The sequence below is a fragment of the Clostridioides sp. LIBA-6622 genome, from assembly GCF_056716095.1.
On sequence record NZ_CP196998.1, the window covers coordinates 1,286,849 to 1,306,861 of the forward strand.

18 protein-coding genes are annotated in these 20,013 nt (G+C 27.4%); 12 read left to right on the forward strand and 6 right to left on the reverse strand.

Features of this window, described 5'->3' with window-relative positions; all coding sequences use genetic code 11:
- The first annotated feature begins 481 nt into the window (after positions 1-481).
- The 4 genes from ACTG47_RS06225 to ACTG47_RS06240 all read left to right on the forward strand — a co-directional run bounded on the left by ACTG47_RS06225 (position 482) and on the right by ACTG47_RS06240 (position 4,900).
- A complete protein-coding gene (locus tag ACTG47_RS06225; protein WP_479926499.1) occupies positions 482-2,674 on the forward strand; it encodes an adenosylcobalamin-dependent ribonucleoside-diphosphate reductase in 2,193 nt (730 codons plus the stop codon).
- Between the two features lie 70 nt (positions 2,675-2,744).
- Positions 2,745-3,512: a ribonuclease HII gene (locus ACTG47_RS06230; protein WP_054269758.1), complete on the forward strand. Its 768-nt coding sequence runs from the start codon at positions 2,745-2,747 to the stop codon at positions 3,510-3,512.
- 57 nt (positions 3,513-3,569) lie between these two features.
- Entirely contained in the window at positions 3,570-4,586 is a 1,017-nt protein-coding gene (locus ACTG47_RS06235) for an alpha-hydroxy-acid oxidizing protein (RefSeq protein ID WP_479926500.1), read from the forward strand.
- 65 nt (positions 4,587-4,651) lie between these two features.
- Entirely contained in the window at positions 4,652-4,900 is a 249-nt protein-coding gene (locus ACTG47_RS06240) for a hypothetical protein (RefSeq protein WP_054269760.1), read from the forward strand.
- 177 nt (positions 4,901-5,077) lie between these two features.
- On the opposite strand, the gene ACTG47_RS06245 is transcribed toward ACTG47_RS06240, so the two are convergent.
- The 6 genes from ACTG47_RS06245 to ACTG47_RS06270 form a co-directional block, all read right to left on the reverse strand.
- Positions 5,078-5,575 carry a CarD family transcriptional regulator gene (locus ACTG47_RS06245; RefSeq protein WP_479926501.1) on the reverse strand — a complete coding sequence of 166 codons (498 nt, stop codon included), beginning with the start codon at positions 5,573-5,575 and terminating at the stop codon, positions 5,078-5,080.
- A gap of 240 nt (positions 5,576-5,815) precedes the next feature.
- Positions 5,816-6,880: an ABC transporter permease gene (locus ACTG47_RS06250; RefSeq protein WP_479926502.1), complete on the reverse strand. Its 1,065-nt coding sequence runs from the start codon at positions 6,878-6,880 to the stop codon at positions 5,816-5,818.
- Between the two features lie 2 nt (positions 6,881-6,882).
- Positions 6,883-7,980 (reverse strand): ABC transporter permease, encoded by a 1,098-nt coding sequence (locus tag ACTG47_RS06255; protein ID WP_169465698.1) that lies wholly within the window; start codon positions 7,978-7,980, stop codon positions 6,883-6,885.
- Between the two features lie 13 nt (positions 7,981-7,993).
- The gene (locus ACTG47_RS06260; protein WP_479926503.1) at positions 7,994-8,929 is read right to left on the reverse strand and encodes an ABC transporter ATP-binding protein; all 936 of its coding nucleotides are present in this window, start codon (positions 8,927-8,929) and stop codon (positions 7,994-7,996) included.
- A 184-nt stretch (positions 8,930-9,113) separates the two neighbouring features.
- Positions 9,114-9,758 (reverse strand): response regulator transcription factor, encoded by a 645-nt coding sequence (locus ACTG47_RS06265; RefSeq protein ID WP_479926504.1) that lies wholly within the window; start codon positions 9,756-9,758, stop codon positions 9,114-9,116.
- Positions 9,751-10,911 carry a sensor histidine kinase gene (locus tag ACTG47_RS06270; protein WP_479926505.1) on the reverse strand — a complete coding sequence of 387 codons (1,161 nt, stop codon included), beginning with the start codon at positions 10,909-10,911 and terminating at the stop codon, positions 9,751-9,753. The genes ACTG47_RS06265 and ACTG47_RS06270 overlap by 8 nt, the downstream gene beginning before the upstream one ends.
- A gap of 183 nt (positions 10,912-11,094) precedes the next feature.
- Here ACTG47_RS06270 and ACTG47_RS06275 point away from each other — a divergent pair, with 183 nt between their 5' ends.
- From ACTG47_RS06275 to ACTG47_RS06310, 8 genes are all read left to right on the forward strand, one after another.
- The gene (locus tag ACTG47_RS06275; RefSeq protein WP_479926506.1) at positions 11,095-11,439 is read left to right on the forward strand and encodes a YraN family protein; all 345 of its coding nucleotides are present in this window, start codon (positions 11,095-11,097) and stop codon (positions 11,437-11,439) included.
- A 30-nt stretch (positions 11,440-11,469) separates the two neighbouring features.
- Positions 11,470-13,074: a YifB family Mg chelatase-like AAA ATPase gene (locus ACTG47_RS06280; protein WP_479926507.1), complete on the forward strand. Its 1,605-nt coding sequence runs from the start codon at positions 11,470-11,472 to the stop codon at positions 13,072-13,074.
- 18 nt (positions 13,075-13,092) lie between these two features.
- On the forward strand, positions 13,093-14,193 hold the full coding sequence (gene dprA, locus ACTG47_RS06285; RefSeq protein ID WP_479926508.1) for a DNA-processing protein DprA: 1,101 nt from the start codon (positions 13,093-13,095) through the stop codon (positions 14,191-14,193).
- Between the two features lie 32 nt (positions 14,194-14,225).
- Entirely contained in the window at positions 14,226-16,313 is a 2,088-nt protein-coding gene (gene topA, locus ACTG47_RS06290) for a type I DNA topoisomerase (protein ID WP_169465686.1), read from the forward strand.
- Between the two features lie 164 nt (positions 16,314-16,477).
- Complete coding sequence (gene codY / locus ACTG47_RS06295; protein ID WP_021384027.1) at positions 16,478-17,263, forward strand: GTP-sensing pleiotropic transcriptional regulator CodY; 786 nt, start codon at positions 16,478-16,480, stop codon at positions 17,261-17,263.
- 116 nt (positions 17,264-17,379) lie between these two features.
- The gene (locus ACTG47_RS06300) at positions 17,380-18,645 is read left to right on the forward strand and encodes a replication-associated recombination protein A (protein WP_479926509.1); all 1,266 of its coding nucleotides are present in this window, start codon (positions 17,380-17,382) and stop codon (positions 18,643-18,645) included.
- Positions 18,646-18,675: 30 nt separating this feature from the next.
- Positions 18,676-19,446, forward strand: a complete 771-nt coding sequence (locus tag ACTG47_RS06305) for a GNAT family N-acetyltransferase (protein WP_479926510.1) — start codon at positions 18,676-18,678, stop codon at positions 19,444-19,446.
- Between the two features lie 109 nt (positions 19,447-19,555).
- Positions 19,556-20,002, forward strand: coding sequence for an RrF2 family transcriptional regulator (locus ACTG47_RS06310; RefSeq protein ID WP_003419409.1), 447 nt, complete (start codon positions 19,556-19,558; stop codon positions 20,000-20,002).
- The last annotated feature ends 11 nt before the right edge of the window (positions 20,003-20,013 follow it).

A 20,013-nucleotide genomic window follows, 5' to 3' on the forward strand; every position in this document is an offset into this window, starting at 1 on the left:
TTATTAGTTTTATTTTGTGAATTATAAAATTTATTTTATAGCTTTTAACTAGTATTATTTCTTTAGTATATAAAATAAAAAAGATTGATTTAAAATTATAAATAAAATAAAATTATATTTATCTTAAATATACAATGTCGATGTAAAATATCAGCACATATATTTGTAAAGAAAAAATAAAGAATTTATTGTTTGAGTATTTATTAATTAATGAAAGTTAAAATGATAAAAACATAAAAAAATAAAGTATATAAAAGTAGAATTGGACTTTTATATACTTTTTTATATTATGTTAAAATTTTTTAAGAATGTGTTTTACAAGTTGAGAAAACTATAAGGAGTGTTATATTGAATATAAAATAGTATAATATATATTATGCTAGATAATTAATCTGAAAAAATACAAACATACAAAAAAGTTTGTTTAGAGTTATAGTTAATAGGTGTATTAATTTAATACTAATTTATTGGAGGTCTAAAGATGAAGTACATAATAAAAAGAGATGGTACAAAAGAACTTTTTAGTAAAAGTAAGATTGAAGATGCTGTCTATAAGGCTAGTATAAATAGTGAAGGTGGAGTGGATAGAGATTTAGCATATGATATATCAAGAAAAATAGCTAAAGACTATAATTCTATGGAAAAATGCTTATCTGTAGAGGAAATACAAGATATAGTTGAAGTATTACTTATGGAATCAAATAGAAAAGATATAGCAAAACACTATATATTATATAGAGAAAGACGCTCTGAAATAAGAACTAAAGCTTGGGAGTTTGATGAATTACAAAAATCAATATGGAAAAACAAGTATAGAAATAATGGAGAGAGTTTTGATGAATGGGTAAAGAGAATCTCAAATAACAGTCTAAGAATCTCAAAATTAATAAGACAAAAAAGATTTCTATTTGCTGGAAGGATTTTAGCAAATAGGGGTTTACAGAAAGAAGGTAAAAAAGTAACATATTCTAATTGCTATGTAATAGAGCCACCAAAAGATAGTATAGAAGACATTTTCGATACTGCAAAAAAACTTGCTAGAACATTTAGCTATGGTGGAGGCGTTGGAATTGATATTTCAAAGTTAAGACCAAAAGGCGCAAAAGTGAATAATGCTGCAAAACACACGACTGGAGCAGTTTCTTTTATGGAACTTTACAGCATGACAACTGGTTTGATTGGTCAAAGAGGAAGAAGAGGAGCTCTTATGATTTCTATGGATGTAAACCATCCAGAAATAGAAGAGTTTATAGATATAAAAACAGATTTAGAGAAAGTCACTAAAGCAAATATTTCTGTAAGAGTAACAGACGAATTTATGCAAGCTGTAAAAGAAAAGAAACTATATAATTGTACTTTTGAAGTAGAAACTACTGGAGAAAAAATAGTTAAGATAGTAAATGCATATGATTTGTTTACTAAATTTGTTAAAAATAACTGGGATTATGCAGAACCAGGTATTTTATTTTGGGACAAAATAAGAACCTATAATTTTATGAGTGAAGATAAAAACTTTTGCTTTTCAGGAGTAAATCCTTGTGCAGAAGAGCCACTTCCAAGTGGAGGAAGTTGTCTTCTTGGTTCAATAAACTTGTCAGAGTTTGTAATACAACCATTTGGTGAACATGCTACGTTTGATATTAACAAACTAAAATCTTGCGTTAGAGAAGCTGTGGTAGCTTTAAATGATGTATTAGATGAAGGATTAAATTTACATCCGTTACAAGAGCAAAGAGATAGTGTACATAAATATAGACAGATAGGTTTAGGTGTAATGGGTATAGCTGATATGCTTATAAAAATGGGTATAAGATATGGTTCTGATAAATCTTTAGAATTATGTGATTTGATTGGTAAAACTATGTTAAATGAAGCTGTAAAGCAATCAGCATTAATAGCTAAAGAATTTGGAACTTTTAGTGAATATAAATATGAAAATATCTCTAAGTCTAAGTTTTTTATAGAAAATTTAAATGATGATACTAAGGAAATGGTTAAAAAATATGGACTTAGAAATTCACAACTATTAACTATACCTCCTACAGGTTCTATATCTACAATGATAGGAATTAGTGGAGGAATAGAACCTATATTTAATCTTTCATATATAAGAAAAACTGAGAGCCTGCATGACGAAGATGTATATTATAAGGTATATACTCCAATTGTTAAAGAGTATATGGATAAAAAGGGTATTACAGATGAAGAGTGTTTACCAGATTTTTTTGTAACTGCTATGAATATAAGATACGAAGAAAGGATAAACATGCAAAAAGTATGGCAAAAGTATATTGATGCTTCTATATCATCTACAATAAATATACCTTTTGAAACTACAATTGAAGATGTTTTCAATATATATATTAAGGCATGGGAAGCAGGTCTTAAAGGGGTGACAATATTTAGAGATGGATGCAAAAGGAGTGGAATTTTAATAAATGAAAAAAAGGAAGAAAATAATAAAGAAAATAATAAAAAAGAAGATAATAAAAAAGAATGTTATAAAAATAATAAAAAAGAAGAAGATAATAAAGATGAAAAATCCAAAGAAACAGTAAATAAAAATTTTGAAGAAGATGAGAAATTTGTGTGTCCTGAGTGTGGAAGTGAAGGAATTGCACATACAAGTGGTTGTAGTATATGCTTAAAATGTGGATATAGTGGATGCAATTAAACTTTGCGTTAGCAAAATTTTAATAGATTTAAAAACTTATATTTTTACAAATGAAAGATGAGGGAATTGTATGCAGAATAAAAGCGTGAGGGAGATTAAAGAAATAATTGAGACTTTAGAAGTAGAAAAATATATGCAATATATAGAGCTACTGAGAGTCGATGACAGAAAATCTGTTCAAAGTTTAGCTATAAAACTAGCTAAAAAATTAGACAATATTAGAAGAGAAGAAGAAAGATTAGAAACTATAAATATATTTGAAAATGAAGGTTATAATAAAGGCTATTTATATATTGGAGGAATTGATGAAGCAGGAAGAGGGCCACTTGCTGGACCTGTTGTAGCCTCTGTAGTAGTATTTAAGAAAGATACAAAAATAGAAGGAGTAAATGATTCTAAAAAACTAAGTGAGGCAAAAAGAGATGAGCTTTTTGAAGTGATAAAAAAAGAAGCATTAGACTATGGAATAGGGATAGTAAACAATGAAGAAATAGATGAATTTAATATATTGAATGCTACATATATGGCAATGAAAAAAGCTATAAATTGTTTAAAACAAGCACCTGATTATCTATTGGTTGATGCAGCGACAATACCAGGCATTGATATAGCTCAAAATCCAATTGTAAAAGGAGATTCAAAATCTATATCAATAGCAGCAGCAAGTATATTAGCTAAGGTTACTAGAGATAGTATAATGTATCAATATGATAGAGTATATCCAGAATATGGTTTTAAATCTCATAAAGGGTATGGAACTAAGGAACACTATGAAGCCATTGAAAAACATGGAATAACTCCTATACATAGGAAAAGTTTTTTGAAAAATATACTATAAATGCAATATGATATAATGTATATGATATAAATTACTATAATAAATGGGGGATTAAAGATGGAGTATAATGAATTATTAAAAAATGCTAGAGAAAATTTAAATGGAAGTTGTAAAGTTTGTAAGGTTTGTAATGGAGTTGTTTGTGCAGGGGAAGTTCCTGGTATGGGAGGTAAAGGAAGTGGTTCTTCTTTTATAGAAAATAGTAAAAGTTTAGAAAAAGTAAAAGTAAATATGAGAGTAATACATGATGTCTCAAATCCTGATACATCTATAGAAATGTTTGGGAAAAAAATGAGTGCACCTATATTTGCAGCTCCAGTAACAGGAACTACATTGAATATGGGTGGAAAAATTAATGAAAGAGATTACATAGAACCAGTAGTTGCAGGATGCGCTAAGAGTGGAATTTATGCAATGGTTGGAGACACAGCAGTAGATGCTTTTTTAATGGAAAATTTAGATGTAGTTAAAAAGTATAATGGTGATGGAATTGTATTTATTAAACCTTGGGATAATGAAAATATTATAAAAAAGATAAGATTAGCTGAAGAAGCTGGTGCATTTGCAGTTGGAGTTGATATAGATGCTTGTGGTTTAGTAACTTTATCACTACATGGAAAACCAGTACTTCCTAAAAATGTTGAACAAATAAAAGAATTGGTAAACTCTACTAAACTACCATTTATATTGAAAGGAATAATGACTGTTGAAGATGCATTAATGGCAGTTGAAGCAGGTGTAGATGCCATAGTTGTATCAAATCATGGAGGAAGAGTACTAGATTGTACACCAGGAGCATGTGAAGTTCTACCAAGAATTGCTGATGCTATTAAAGGTAAAGTTACAATACTTGCAGATGGTGGAGTTAGAACAGGATTAGATGTATTAAAGATGATAGGTCTAGGAGCAGATGCAGTATTAATAGGAAGACCTTTTGTGACTGCTTCATTTGGTGGAGCAATTGATGGTGTAGAAACTTATGTAAATAAGCTTCAATCAGAACTAAGTGGTTCTATGATATTAACTGGATGTCAAACTATAAAAGATATTGATGGAAAAGTTATATACAAATAAAATTTTATACAAAAAAGAGGAAAAATCATTTTAATGTAGAATAATTGTACAAAGGGGGAATTTATATGAGTAAAAAAGCTTATGAAGAAGCCTTAGTAGAATTAGAAAAATTTATTAATGAAAGAAAAGAAATAATTAAAAGTGCGGAGAGTTGTATTGATAAGTACATAGTTGACAGAACGCTACCTTTTGATTACAAAGATAAATGTGTGGAATGGCAACAAGAGTTACTTGATATTGCAGAGGCACAAATTTTAGAAGCAAATGAGTTAAGTGTATTATTAGAAGAGAAAAAAGAACTTGAGAAAGAGTAAGTTTTATTACTAAGTCTAGAGGAAAATCAAAAATATGATTTACCCCTAGACTTTTTTATTTAAATAAAGATGTCTATCTAATTAATCTATATTTATCATTTTAGATTAAAAGGTTTGGAAGAAGAATAGGGTAATTATATGAATAGTTAAACAATTAAACTAGTATATAAAACTAATTTAATTGTTATTTTTTGAATTTAGTATATGGTTTTTCATTTCTTCTAATACAATTGTGTAGGATTTGCATTGTGCTGCAGCTAATTCTGATAAAGCAAATCTTTGAGCCTTATTTAGAAAATCCTTATCTGTGCTACATAGTTGTTTTGAATTATCTTGTATCATAAGCATCTTAATTAGTTTTACAATCTCGAAAACATCTCCTGAATGAAATTTATCCTGGTATAGTTTAAGTCGTTTTTTTCTATCAAGAACCCATAAACAATCTGCTTTATCAAGGGATTGGATAAAGTTGTCAATTTCATTTTCATCCATAACTGGACGTATACCAATTTTATCAGCATTTAGAACGGGAATCAAAATTTTAAGATTACTATTGTAAATAACAGTTAATTCATAGTATTTTTGTATATGATGATTTATATCCTTTGTTACAAGACCACTTATATAGCAGGCTCCTTCTTTTGGATACATTACACTTTCACCGATTTTATACATATAGTTATACCTCCAAACTGAATTTTAGATATTGCAATTTGGGTACAATGCTTTAATTATCTAATAATTAATATTATATCATAAAATACTTGACAGGTCAAATGAAATGATATATAATAAAAAGTTTAGAATAATAGATAGATATAACTAGATTTAAAAATATAAGATAAGAGGGTTTAATATATTAAAATATCTAGTTAGTATTGTATAAAATAACATACTAACTAGATTCAATAATTATTAATTTCTAGCAAAATCTCTTAATTTAAGGCTTCCAGCTGTTACAAAAACCATTCCAATAAGAATTAGAACAATTATATTTATTAATATATTACCATTATTATTAATAGCATCTATAGTCCAATAAAATGGTGTGAGCTTTGAAAGATTAGCCATAAAGGACAATTTGTCAAGTGAAGGTATCATACTAGATATGGATATACCTAAACCTATTAAAGAATAAAATGTAGATATAAGACTTATAGAACTTTCGTTTTTAAACACCCTAGCTATCCAAAATACAAATCCAGTAGCCACAAAACTATTTGTTAATACAATCATCAATATATTTAGGGTCAATTTAAAATCTCTTGTAAATGAGAAACATACCAAAATTAAAGTGTATACAATTGCTTGAATACAAAATAATCCTAAAAATATGCTGAAAATTATTTTTATGTTATTTTGTTTTGTAGAAACAAGTCTTCTTAAAATATTAGATTTTTTTAATGCAAATAAATCAGATGCAAGATATGCTGCATTAATGTACATAAAATAACATATTAAGAAAACTATTAAGAATGAATTTTTATTCTTATCAGGACTGTTATCAATTATATTTGTCTTAGTCAATTTATCATCTATGTTTCTATCTATTTTTAATTTTAATGAATTAGTAATAAAAGATTCTATTTGTGATTCTGCCCAAAGACTACCTCCTCCATTTTCCGTTTTAAAGCACTTAACCACAGGTCTTTTTAAGTTATCTATACTGCTTGAAAAGTTTTTATCTAAAATGAAGATAGCAGAAACTTTATTATTTTTTAATAGATTCATAGCTTTATCTTGTTCGTCAAGTTCAAATGAGTTTTCTTTTAATTTAGAGCTATCTATTAATTTGTGCTCATATTTTCCATCAGAATTAGATACAATTGCTACTGGAGAAAAGTACATTGATTGATTTTCCGATTTGCTAGTAAAAAAATTAAGAGAAAACACTAATATAACAGGAAACAAAACCATATTAACTAAAAGAGCATAATTTTTTATATATCTTTTTATGTTTGCAATAATTAATCTAATCATCATTAGACCTCCCTCCATTTATATTTTTCTTTTATAATAGAAAGTGCAATTAATATTGTAGATGCAATTAGGCATGTGAAAATTAAGCTATCTATTGAATTTATAGTTTTAAATGTCTCATAATTACTGAACAATCTTCCTATTAAATAAGTAGGAGATAAACTTGTAAACTTAGTAAACACATCATTTACCATGCTGAAAATACCTCCAAAAATTGTTTGTAAGAAGAGTAATGCATAGACTATAACTGTACCATATTTCTTGCTAAAAAAGGCGGTTACAAAAGTAGATATTGAAGTCATAAAATAAGAAGATAAAGCACAAAGTAAAATTAATATAGCAAAGTTACCTTTGAATGTTATGCCAAGTATTCTAAAAAATAAAACATATAATAATAAGAATATAAATGAGTAAATCCATAAACCTACAAAATCATAAATTAAGAATTGTACTCTAGTTACAGGCATAGAGTAGAGTCTTTTTGAAAGTCCTTTTGATTCACTTACATAATTTGATAAAATATTATTCATTATAAAAATTATTACAAGAAACCCAAGAGAAACTAAAGCAAAGTATTCATAAGAGTTTTGTTTAACATTATTTTTTATTATAGAAGTATCAATAGAATTCTTGTTAAATAATTTTGAGAAATCTTCTGAACTTAGTTTTTGAGAATTATTTAAATATAATTTTTCATGATAAGTATTTAATATATCTTTAAGTAATATTGTAATATCATCACGAGCTTCAAGCTTTTCTATACTTAGATTATTTGATTTTTCATTTAATAAATTATTTTCATATCCTTTAGGGATAGTAATTTTTAAGTCTGCCTTAGAATCATCTTTTTGAACTGTTAATATAGAAGATAAGTCATTTTTTAAATATCCTGTCAAATTATTTGATAGCTTTGTATTATCTTTGTCATATATAACAATTGATGTCAAATCTGTTTTTACAGGATTTTGAAACATATTTTCTGTCAACATTCCAAGAAAGCCAGCTAAAACTAGAGGTAAAGCTAAGAAATATATTAAATTAAGTATAAAGGAGCTTTTTAAACCTTTTAGCATAGTTTTTACACTAATGTATAATTTCATAAAACCACCTCCATTAATCTCTTAAATTTTTCCCTGTTAGATTTAAAAACACATCTTCTAAACTAGGTTCTTCATAAGATATTCGTGTTATTTTTGAATTATTTTTGTCAACAACAGATAACACATCTGTAAGTTGTAATTTTTTGTCTATATCTAATTCTAATAATGTATTATTTTCTAAGACAGATGTAATACCTTTAAGATTTTTTAAATCAAATATAAGTTGAGCATTTATATTTTTTATTTCCATAATTAATCTTGTATTTGTAGATACTAATGATTTTAAATAATCATTATCTCCAAAAGCAATCTCTTTACCTTCATCCATAATAAAAATCTTAGAACAAAGATGCTCAACTTCTTCCATGTAATGAGAAGTATATATTACTGTAGTTTTTTGTTTTTCAGATATATTTTTTATAAAATTGAAAATATGATTTCTTGATTGGGGGTCAACACCCACAGTTGGCTCATCTAATATTAATACTTTAGGATGATTTAAAAGTGCTATTCCAATGTTTAATCTTCTTTGCATACCACCAGATAATTTTTTGATTTTTTTCTTTTTAACATCAGTAAGTCCTGTGACTTCTAAGGCTTCAGTGATTCTTTCTTGAAGTAATTTTCCCTTTAGTCCATAGTAAGCCCCAAAGTACTCTAAGTTATCAAAAGGAGTAAGTGTTTCTATAAGTGCTAATTCTTGTGGAACTAATCCTATTATAGATTTTGCTTTTATATAATCTTTTGACATATCTAAACCATTGATTTGGATGTTGCCACTATTTGGCAACATAAGATTTGTAATTATATTTATAAGTGTAGACTTTCCAGCACCATTTGGTCCAATAAGTCCAAATATCTCTCCTTCTTTAACAGAAAAGCTGATATTATCAAGTGCCAATTTATCATTGAATCTTTTTGTTATATTATTTACTCTGACTATGTCCATAATAATTCCTCCCAAAATAATTTTGTATAAGTTAAAAATCTATAATACTATAATAAAGAATTATTAATCACAATTCTATTACTATAAGTCACTAAAAAAAGTGACTTAAGTCACTTTATATTTTCATTTATTATAAATGAGTTTGTGAGTAAGAAATTTTTTATGGTATAGATTTCCTACCTACTTATATTACAATTTTATTTTTGAAGGCAAATATAACTAGTTGAGTCCTATCGCGAAGTTCTAGCTTCCCTAAGATATTAGTGATATTATTCTTTATTGTGCCTTCAGATAAGAATAATTCTTGGCTGATTTCTTTGTTGTTAAGTCCATTTGCGATTAATCTAATTATGGATATTTCTTTTTCTGTTAAATTATACATATCAGAGATATGTACTTGTTCAATTGCTTTTTTAGGGGACATAATTTTTTCAGCTACACTTTTATCAAGCACAATATTGCCAAAAAACGAGGAACGAATCCCCTCATGTAATACTTCATCTGAACTATCTTTTAAAAGATAACCTGAAGCCCCAAATTTCATAGCATCTTTTATGTATTCATCATCATTAAATGTTGTCAAAATTAATAGCGCTATAGAACTATCGTATTCTTTTATAAGTCTTGTACCTAGAACTCCATCACAAACCTTCATTCGAATGTCCATAAGAACTATGTCTACATTATTTGTTTTACAAAATTCTAATGCTTCATATCCATTGGAAACATCTCCTACAATTTCTAAATCATCATAAGATGATAAAATAATCTTAAGACCTTTTCTAATCAATTTTTCATCATCTACTATAAGAACTTTGATTTTATTCAAAAAAATCACCCCCTGAAAATTTAGGAAAAGATGCTCTAATTGTGAACCCAGTATTAGAATTATCAAATTCAACTTTACCATTTAATTCATATATTCTTTCACTAATACTACTGAGTCCATTTCCTTTTTTTATATTGTTACACCCTATACCATTATCACTTATAGTAATTATAAGATTTGAAGGATTAAATGTTATAAAAATTCTGATTTCAGTTGCTTTTCCATGTCTTGATGCATTTGAAAGCGATTCCTGAACAAGTCTATATAAAGTGATAGATTGATTTCTAGATAGGTTCCAAGTATTTTTTGATATAGTTAATCTAACATTGATATTTGTAAGTTTAATAAAGCTTTTAACCAGTTCTTTGATTTTAAGTAAATTTTGGTAATTTTCATATTCAACAGGTTTTAGTTCAGATATAGCTCTTCTTACATCTTGAAAACTTTCAGTTACAAATTCTCTAAGTTCATGCACTAAATCAGAAATAAGAGGTTTATCTTTTAAGAGTTTTTCTATAGCATTTAATTGGATTATCGTTGTAGAAAGAGAATGTCCCACACTATCATGTATTTCCCTTGATATACGGTTTCTTTCTTTTAAAATTGCTAACTCTTCTATAGAACTTGCATAAATCTCTAAATCAGCATTAGCTTTTTTTAATTCATCTTTAGAAACTCTGAGTTTATCATAAAGATTTTGATTGTATAATTTAGATAAATTCTCATTTTCTAGATACATAGAAAGGAGAGTTATAATCAGTAATATGGAACTTGATTCTAGTGCTAAATATACATTTTTATCTAAACCAATAATAAAAGAAGATATTATAACTAAAGAGAATAATATGTATTTATATTTTTTCTTTATTAAAAATGAGGCATCCAAAATTAAAGGAACAAAGTAAAGTGAATTAAAAGTCTTTGTAGACTTACATAATATAAAAATTAAAATAAGCTCTAAAAAATAAGAGATAAGTATGAATTTATTCTCATTTGATAAAGAAAAAAATCTAACTTGATTATTTATTATTAGAAACAATATAATCATTGTTATAACTGGATACAATGTATTTTCAGCATTGTTCAAATAGCTTATAAGTAATATAGATAGAGATAAATATCGTATAAAAATAAATAATTTTTTTCTGCTCATCAAAGACATTCCTCCATAAAATAAACTTTCCTTATGAAAACTAGCATAATATCATAAAAGAATAAAGTCAATAGAAGTATTTATTAATATTAATGGAAATAAAATCAATTTCAAAAAATTGAATAGTTAAATTGTATACTGACGATAATTTAAAAGTAAAAATTTAATGTATTGGAGTGAATCATGAATAATAAAGAAAAAGGTGATTTTGGAGAAGAAATAGCAGTTAATTATCTGCTATCAAAAGGTGCAACAGTACTAGAAAAAAACTACAGATTGAAGACAGGAGAGGTCGATATAATAGCAAATATAGGTAATGAAATTGTATTTGTGGAGGTGAAATCAAGGTCCAATATAAAGTATGGCTATCCTTGCGAATCTGTAGGTTACAAAAAAAGAAAAAAGATAATTGATGTGGCAAAGTACTATATTATGAAAAATAATTTACATAATACTCCAATAAGATTTGATATTATAGAGGTCTATCTATTGGAGAAGAGAGTAAACCATATAATGAATGCTTTTTAAAAAATATAAAGTTTTTTGAAAGGATTAAAAATGTTAAGTATTATTAATTCAAGTAATTTAATAGGAATAGATAGTTTTTTGGTAAAAGTTGAAGTAGATATAAGTAATGGAATGCCTAGTTTTAATATTGTTGGTCTGCCAAGTAAAGAAATTAAAGAAGCAAGAGAGAGGGTAAAATCAGCAATTCTTAATAGTGGATATAAGTTCCCAAGTACAAGAATAGTTGTAAATTTATCCCCAGCGGATATAAGAAAAGAAGGAGCTTTTTTAGATTTATCTATAAGTATAGGTCTCTTAAGGGGATTAATAAAAAAAGATGAAAATTACATAAAAGAAAGTATGTTTATAGGAGAATTATCATTAGATGGGAAAATAAGAAAAGTAAGAGGCATATTACCTATTATTATAGGTGCAAAAAATCAAAATATAAAACGTATTTTTATACCAATTGAGAATACAAAAGAAAGTTTATTTATAGATGAAATTGATATAATACCTGTTAAAAGTTTAAATGAATGTATTGATTTTTTAAATGAAGAAATAAAAGTCGATAAAGAAGGTATAATGTCTTTTTTGAATGAGGAGTTAGAAAAATATAATGGAAGATTAGAAAATTATGATGCTAATAAAGACTATAAATATACTAAGATTCACAGTATAAAAGAAAATAAATATGATGAAGATTTTAAAGATGTAAGAGGAAATTACTTTGTAAAGAGAAGTGCAGAAATTGCAGCGGCTGGCAATCATAATATATTTATGATTGGACCTCCAGGCTCAGGAAAAACTATGATTGCAAAAAGGATAAGGACAATCTTACCAGATATAAGTATAGAAGAAATGATAGAAGTAAGCAAAGTTTATAGCATACTAGGTATGATAGATGAAACTAAAGGAATAATTGATAATAGACCTTTTAGAGCACCTCATCACACAACTACAAAGCAATCTTTAATTGGTGGAGGAATATATGCAAGACCTGGAGAAGTTGCTTTAGCACATAGGGGTATATTATTTTTAGATGAAATAGCTGAATTTGATAGAAAGATACTTGAGACTTTAAGACAACCTATAGAAGATGGATATGTAAATATATCTAGAGTGAAGTATAGCACAAAATATCCTTGTAGAGTACTATTAGTTGCAGCTATGAATCCATGTCCTTGTGGTTATTATATGTCAGACTCAGAATGTAGATGTAGGAGCAATGAGATTGATAAATACATAAATAAAATATCAGGTCCATTATTAGATAGATTTGATATTTTTGTAGAAGTTAATTCTACAAAATATGTTGATTTTAATTCTTTAAAAGAAGAAGAAAGTTCTCAAAAAATAAAGAGAAGAGTAGAAAATGCTAGAAAAATACAAATAAATAGATTTAGGAAAGATAATATAAAAAATAATAGTGAAATTAAAGCTTCTAATTTATTAAAATATTGTAATTTAGAAAAAGAAGCTTCAAAAACAGCTGAGAAAATATTTAATAAATATAATCTCAGTAGTAGAAGTTATACAAAACTTTTAAAAATGGCAAGAACAATAGCGGATTTGGAAGAAATGGAAACAATAAATTCGCAGTGTATTATAGAAGCTTTTTCATTTAGAAAGGCTTATTATAGTTATTTTAAATAAGTTTTTGAGGTGGATTTTATGGAAAAAAGAGATATCTATTTGTGGTTAAAATCAATTAATGGAATAACAACAAAAACAATTGAAATAATAGAAAATGAAATAGTAAATATTGAGGATATATTTGATTTTTCTGAAAAAGAAATATATAATTTAAAAAATATAAGCTTGAATATTAGAAAAAATATAGTAAAATATAGAGGTCACGCTTATTTAGAAAATATAAAAGAACTTCTTTATAAAAAAACAATTAAATATATTTGTCAATATGATAAAGAATATCCTGAGAAATTAAAAAATATATACAATGCTCCAAAGTTATTATTTTATAAAGGTGATATAGGCTTGGTTAATAATAATTTTAATATGGCAATAGTGGGTTCAAGAAAACCTACAGCCTATGGAATTAATTGTGCAAAAACAATCAGTTGTCAACTATCCCAGTATGGGGTTAATATAGTAAGTGGATTAGCTATAGGAGTAGATGCATATTCACACATAGGTTGTATGAATGGAAAATCTAAAACTATAGCAGTGCTTGGCTCAGGAGTAGACAATCCTCTTCCAAAACAAAATTTATATTTATCAAATAAAATATTAGAAAATGGGGGATTATTATTATCAGAGTATAATATTAACTCAACAGTAGCGCCCTACCATTTTTCTAATAGGAATAGAATTATTAGCGGATTAAGTGATGGAGTAGTGGTTGTAGAGGCAGCAATGAGAAGTGGTGCATTAATCACAGTGGATTTTGCTCTTGAACATGGAAAAAATGTTTTCGCAATACCTGGTAATATAAATTCTCAAATGAGTAGGGGTTGTCATAAAATTATAAAAGAAGGTGCAAAATTAATTGAAAATATAGATGATATTTTGAATGAATATAACATATTTAATATTATCGATAAAAAAATAAATCAAAAATATGATAATATAAGTTTAAATGCCAAGTCTAAGCAAATAATTGAAGCTATAAAAAGAGAAGGAAACTTGCATATAGATAGTATTTGTGATTATACTGGTATAGAAATAAAGTATGTAAATTCAATAATCAATGAATTAGTACTAAATGAGTTAGTCGTAGAAATGAATAATAAAACGTACAGTTTAAATGTATAAATTAAGATTAGGTAGTGGGGGTGTGTGGTTTTATGGCCAAAACATTAGTCATCGTAGAATCGCCTGCAAAAGCTAAGACCATAGAAAAATTTTTAGGAAAAAGTCATTACACAGTGAAAGCATCAGTAGGTCATGTCAGAGATTTACCTAAAAGTAAGTTAGGTGTAGATATAGAAAATAATTTTGAACCTCAATATATAAACATAAGAGGCAAGGGCGATGTAATAAAAGAATTAAAAAAAGAAGCTAAGAAGTCTAAACAAGTGTATCTAGCAACCGACCCTGATAGAGAGGGTGAAGCTATATCATGGCATTTAGCTCATATACTAAATTTAGATGAATCTGAAGATTGTAGAATCGAGTTTAATGAAATAACTAAGGATGCAATTAAAAAAGCAATTAAGCACCCTAGAAATATTGATATAAATTTGGTTGATGCACAACAAGCAAGAAGAGTATTAGACAGACTTCTAGGTTATCAAATAAGCCCTATATTGTGGCAAAAGGTTAGAAAAGGTCTTAGTGCAGGTAGAGTGCAATCTGTTACAACAAAATTAATTTGTGATAGAGAAAAAGAAATAAAAGCATTTATTCCAAAAGAATATTGGACAATAGATGTTGAAGCAAAGACAGCAAAAGATAAAGATATAACTTTAAAATTTTATGGCAAGAATGATGAAAAAATTGAATTAGAAAATGAAGAAGCAGTAAATGAAGTACTAAAAGAAATGGAAGGAAAAGATTTAAAAGTTGAGAAGATAGAATCTAAATCAAGACGTAAATCAGCTCCAAAACCATTTACAACAAGTATGCTCCAACAAGAAGGAGCAAATAAGCTATTTTTCACTACTAAAAAGACAATGATGATAGCACAAGAATTATATGAAGGTATAGACATAGAAGGTGAAGGTACTGTTGGTCTTATATCTTATATAAGAACTGACTCTAAGAGAATATCTGATGAAGCAAAAGAAAAAGCTAAAGACTATATAGTAAGTAGCCTAGGAGAAAATTACTATAAAAATAATAGTGATAAAAAAGAAAAAAAAGATACTAAAAAAGTCCAAGATGCCCATGAGGCAATAAGACCAACTTCTGTTGACAGAACTCCAGATAGCATAAAAGCTTCACTAAGCAAAGACCAGTACAAGTTATATAATTTAATTTGGAGAAGATTTGTGGCTAGTCAAATGGAGGATTCAGTATTCGATATATTAAATGTAGAATGCAAAATAGGAGACATTGTGTTTAAAGCAACTGGTTCAAAGATGAAATTTGATGGTTATACTAAGGTATACAATTTTTCAGAAAGAGAAGATAAAATTTTACCAAGTATAGACAAGGGTGATATATTAAATATAGAAAATATATTACCAGACCAACACTTTACACAACCACCAGCAAGATATACAGAAGCTAGTCTAGTAAAAACACTGGAGGAACTGGGTATAGGTAGACCAAGTACCTATGCACCAACAATAGCTACTATATTAAATAGAGAATATGTTGAAAAGCAAGGAACAAGTCTATGTCCAACAGAACTTGGAATAATAGTTACTGATATTTTAGAAAATAATTTTCATAAATTTATAGATGTAGATTTTACTGCTGATATGGAAAGTAAACTTGATGTTATAGAAGAAGGAAATACAGATTGGAAAGAAATTGTGTCTGAATCGTATGCTCCACTTAAAGAAGCTATTGAAGAAGCACTTGAAAATATAGAAAAAATAAATATGGATGAAGAAACCGATGAAATATGTGAAAACTGTGGTTCTAATATGGTTATAAAATATGGTAGATTTGGAAAGTTTATGGCTTGTAAAAACTATCCTGATTGTAAAACAACTAGACCAATCATGAATAAAATCGGTGTTAAATGTCCAAAATGTGAAGAAGGAGATATTATACTTAGAAAATCTAAAAGAGGTAAAGCTTTTTATGGATGTTCTAATTATCCAAACTGTGACTTTGTGGCTTGGAATAAGCCAACAGGAGAGTTCTGTGAGAAGTGTGGTTCATATATGGTTGAAAAAGTGACTAAATCTGAAACAAAAACAGTATGTTCTAATAAAGAATGTAACAAAGAGTCAAAAGAGCATAATGACGGAAAAGAGTGAAAATTGAAAAAAATCACATAATTCTCTTGAAAAAGGTTCGAATCTGTGATAATCTTTCAAGTGTAAACAACTAATATAAAAATAAATTTTCATTAAAAATGAAAATAATATTAGAAAATATAAAAGGTTATTAAAAGGCCTAAATTTCATGAGGAGATGATTAAATGGCAAGTGAAGTGTTACAAAAAACAAGGAAAATAAATAAAACATTACAAACAAGTGGTGGAAGTAGTGTCTCTTTTGATTTACTGGCCGGAGCATTAGGAGACGTTTTAAATTCTAATGTTTATGTAGTAAGTGCAAAAGGAAAAGTACTAGGTCTTCATTTAAATGATGCTCAAGACAGTTCAGTTATAGAAGATGAGTACACTAAACAAAAGAAATTTTCAGATGAATATACTCAAAATGTGTTAAAGATTGATGAGACATTGGAAAATTTAAATGGCGAAAAAATATTGGAAATTTTTCCAGAAGAGCATGGAAGATTACAAAAATATACTACAGTAGTACCAATCTTAGGTAGTGGTCAAAGACTTGGAACATTAGTACTTTCAAGATATTCAGCTTCATTTAATGATGATGATTTAGTAATAGCTGAATACAGTGCAACTGTTGTTGGTCTTGAAATATTAAGAGCAATTGGTGAAGAATTAGAAGAAGAAATGAGAAAGAAAGCTGTAGTTCAAATGGCAATAGGCACTCTGTCCTACTCCGAACTTGAAGCAGTTGAGCATATTTTTGCCGAATTAGATGGTAAAGAAGGTTTACTTGTTGCAAGTAAGATAGCTGATAGAGTTGGTATAACTAGATCAGTAATAGTAAATGCACTTAGAAAATTTGAGAGTGCAGGTGTGATAGAATCAAGATCATTAGGTATGAAGGGTACTCATATAAGAATACTTAATGATAAACTTACAGATGAATTAAAAAAATTAAAAAACAATCAATAATCTATATTTTATAGATTAAGATTAGAAAAGGTATCTATTTCAAATAGATACCTTTTTTAGACGAATTATTGAAATAATTGTAGAGTAAGTATTTTAATCAAAAAAGGAGTGAGAATATGCCTTTAGCAGATAGAATAAGACCAAAAACAATGAATGATGTAATAGGTCAAAGTCATATAATAGGTAATGGCAAAATATTGTCTAAGATATTACAATCTAATTTTTTACCAAATATGATATTTTTTGGACCTCCAGGTGTTGGTAAAACCACGGTAGCAGAGATAATAGCAGAAAAAAGCAATAAAAATTTCTATAAAATAAATGCTACAAATTCATCTCTAGAAGATATAAAAAAGGTGATATCAGAACTTGGAAGTATAAATAATATAAATGGAGTTTTGTTATATATAGATGAAATACAAAGTTTTAATAAAAAACAACAACAATCAATATTAGAATTTATGGAAAATGGCAGCATAACCTTAATTGCTAGTACTACAGAAAATCCATACCATTATGTATATAAAGCCCTTTTAAGTAGGTCTACTGTGTTTGAATTTAAACCTTTGGAGAAGTTTGATATAGAAAAAGGTTTGGAAAGAGCTATTGAAGTATTAAATGAAGATAGTTATATGGATATTGATTGTAATAAAGGTGCGATTGAAGATATAGCTATTCTTTCTGATGGAGATATGAGAAGAGCTTTGAATATTTTGGAAATGGTAGTTTATTCAACTAAACCAAATAAAGATAATATAACTCATATAGATTCAGATGTAATAAAGTCATCTACATTTAATAAGATTATAAATTATGATAAAAATGGCGATAGTCATTATGACATTTTAAGTGCATTCCAAAAATCTATAAGAGGAAGTGACCCACAAGCATCTATACATTATCTAGCAAGACTTATAAAAGGTGGGGATTTGATAAGTATATGTAGAAGGCTTTTGGTAATAGCTAGTGAAGATATAGGTCTAGCTTATCCAAATGCTATTATGATTGTAAAGGCATGTGTAGATTCAGCTATGCAACTTGGATTTCCAGAAGCAAAAATACCATTGGCAGAAGCTACTATTCTTTTGGCTACATCTCCAAAATCTAATTCTGCATGCATGGCAATAATGAAAGCTATGGATGAATTGGATAAAGAGTTTGTTAAAGACATACCAAATAGTATAAAAGACGCCCATTATTCTGGTTCTAAAGATATAGGTAGAGGATGTGGATACAAATATCCTCATAACTTTAAAAATCATTATGTAAAGCAACAGTATTTACCAGATAGCATAAAAGATAGTATTTATTACATACCACAAGAAAATAAAACTGAAAAAAATATAAAGAAATATTTAGAATATCTAGAAAGTGATTTTTAAACTGAACTTTATGTATCGGGGGTAGATATTATGATTATAAGACTTAATTCAACTTATCATAGTAGAGTTATGAAATACTTAAAAAGAGAACCTGAGTACAATTTGTTTATAATAGGGGACATTGAAAGGTATGGATATGAGCATAATTTTTTAAATATATGGGCAGATATAGATAAAAAGGGCGAAATAAGAGCAATATTACTTAAATATTTTGAGTTTATGATGTTTTATTCTGATGGAGAATATGATGTTGAAGGTTTTTATAATCTACTTTGTAATACTAATTATGAAGAAATTTCTGGGAAAATATGTGCTGTGCATGCATTAGCTAAAAGATTAGGGCTTAATAATTTAAAGGTAGTTGATTTTTGTAAACTTCAAACTAGAAAATTCTTGGTAGATAATAATTGTAATGAAAAGATTAAAAGAATTAGGCTTGGTAATTTAAAAAAGACAGTAAGACTTTATGATTTGATAGATGAGTTTCACAGTACTACTTTAGATAATTTAAAAAATGGACTGAGGACAGGTAGAGGGTATTGTATAGAGATTAACAAAGAAGTAGTATCAATGGCAAAGAGTACTTCAGAAAATAAGACTCATGCAATGATAATTGGAGTAGGTACACATCCAAAGTATAGAGCCAAAGGACTTGCTACAAAGTGCCTTATTAAACTATGTTCAGAACTCCTAAGAGAAAATAAGATACCTTGTTTGTTTTATGATAATGAAGAAGCTGGAAAGATATATAAAAAACTAGGATTTGAGAACATTGGAAAATGGGGAATTTATTCAAAATAAAAAATTTCAAATTAATCTTGACAAAATTAGTAGGGTATAATAAAATGATGTTGAAAGTAATTCCTACTAAATCAGTATGAATTAGATTTCTATATAGAGGTGATAATATATGAAGTTGTCTACTAAAGGTAGATATGGATTAAAAGCAATGTTTGAATTAGCATTAAATCAAGATAATGGACCAGTATCATTAAAATTTATTGCTAAGAAACAGAAAATATCAGATCAGTACTTAGAACAAATATTTTCATCTTTAAAAAAATCAGGTCTAGTAAAAAGTGTAAGAGGTGCTCAAGGAGGTTATTTACTTTCGAAGAATGCTGAAGACATAACAGTAGGTGATATACTTGTAGTATTAGAAGGACCAGTTGCATTATCTGACTGTGTACTAGATGAAGATGTATGTGAAAACTCAAACATGTGTGTAACAAAAATAGTTTGGGAAAAGATGAAAAAGGGTATAGAAGATGTTATAGATTCAATTACTCTAAAAGATATGATAAATGACTATAACAAAAATAAATTAGAAAATGATATAACAAATATTAAAAAATAGATTTGGAGATG

Coding starts and splice junctions, on each gene's coding strand:
- ACTG47_RS06225 (WP_479926499.1), top strand. CDS start 482: ATGAAGTACATAATAAAAAGAGATGGTACAAAAGAACTTTTTAGTAAA.
- ACTG47_RS06230 (WP_054269758.1), top strand. CDS start 2,745: ATGCAGAATAAAAGCGTGAGGGAGATTAAAGAAATAATTGAGACTTTA.
- ACTG47_RS06235 (WP_479926500.1), top strand. CDS start 3,570: ATGGAGTATAATGAATTATTAAAAAATGCTAGAGAAAATTTAAATGGA.
- ACTG47_RS06240 (WP_054269760.1), top strand. CDS start 4,652: ATGAGTAAAAAAGCTTATGAAGAAGCCTTAGTAGAATTAGAAAAATTT.
- ACTG47_RS06245 (WP_479926501.1), bottom strand. CDS start 5,575: ATGTATAAAATCGGTGAAAGTGTAATGTATCCAAAAGAAGGAGCCTGC.
- ACTG47_RS06250 (WP_479926502.1), bottom strand. CDS start 6,880: ATGATTAGATTAATTATTGCAAACATAAAAAGATATATAAAAAATTAT.
- ACTG47_RS06255 (WP_169465698.1), bottom strand. CDS start 7,980: ATGAAATTATACATTAGTGTAAAAACTATGCTAAAAGGTTTAAAAAGC.
- ACTG47_RS06260 (WP_479926503.1), bottom strand. CDS start 8,929: ATGGACATAGTCAGAGTAAATAATATAACAAAAAGATTCAATGATAAA.
- ACTG47_RS06270 (WP_479926505.1), bottom strand. CDS start 10,911: ATGAGCAGAAAAAAATTATTTATTTTTATACGATATTTATCTCTATCT.
- ACTG47_RS06275 (WP_479926506.1), top strand. CDS start 11,095: ATGAATAATAAAGAAAAAGGTGATTTTGGAGAAGAAATAGCAGTTAAT.
- ACTG47_RS06280 (WP_479926507.1), top strand. CDS start 11,470: ATGTTAAGTATTATTAATTCAAGTAATTTAATAGGAATAGATAGTTTT.
- dprA (WP_479926508.1), top strand. CDS start 13,093: ATGGAAAAAAGAGATATCTATTTGTGGTTAAAATCAATTAATGGAATA.
- topA (WP_169465686.1), top strand. CDS start 14,226: ATGGCCAAAACATTAGTCATCGTAGAATCGCCTGCAAAAGCTAAGACC.
- codY (WP_021384027.1), top strand. CDS start 16,478: ATGGCAAGTGAAGTGTTACAAAAAACAAGGAAAATAAATAAAACATTA.
- ACTG47_RS06300 (WP_479926509.1), top strand. CDS start 17,380: ATGCCTTTAGCAGATAGAATAAGACCAAAAACAATGAATGATGTAATA.
- ACTG47_RS06305 (WP_479926510.1), top strand. CDS start 18,676: ATGATTATAAGACTTAATTCAACTTATCATAGTAGAGTTATGAAATAC.
- ACTG47_RS06310 (WP_003419409.1), top strand. CDS start 19,556: ATGAAGTTGTCTACTAAAGGTAGATATGGATTAAAAGCAATGTTTGAA.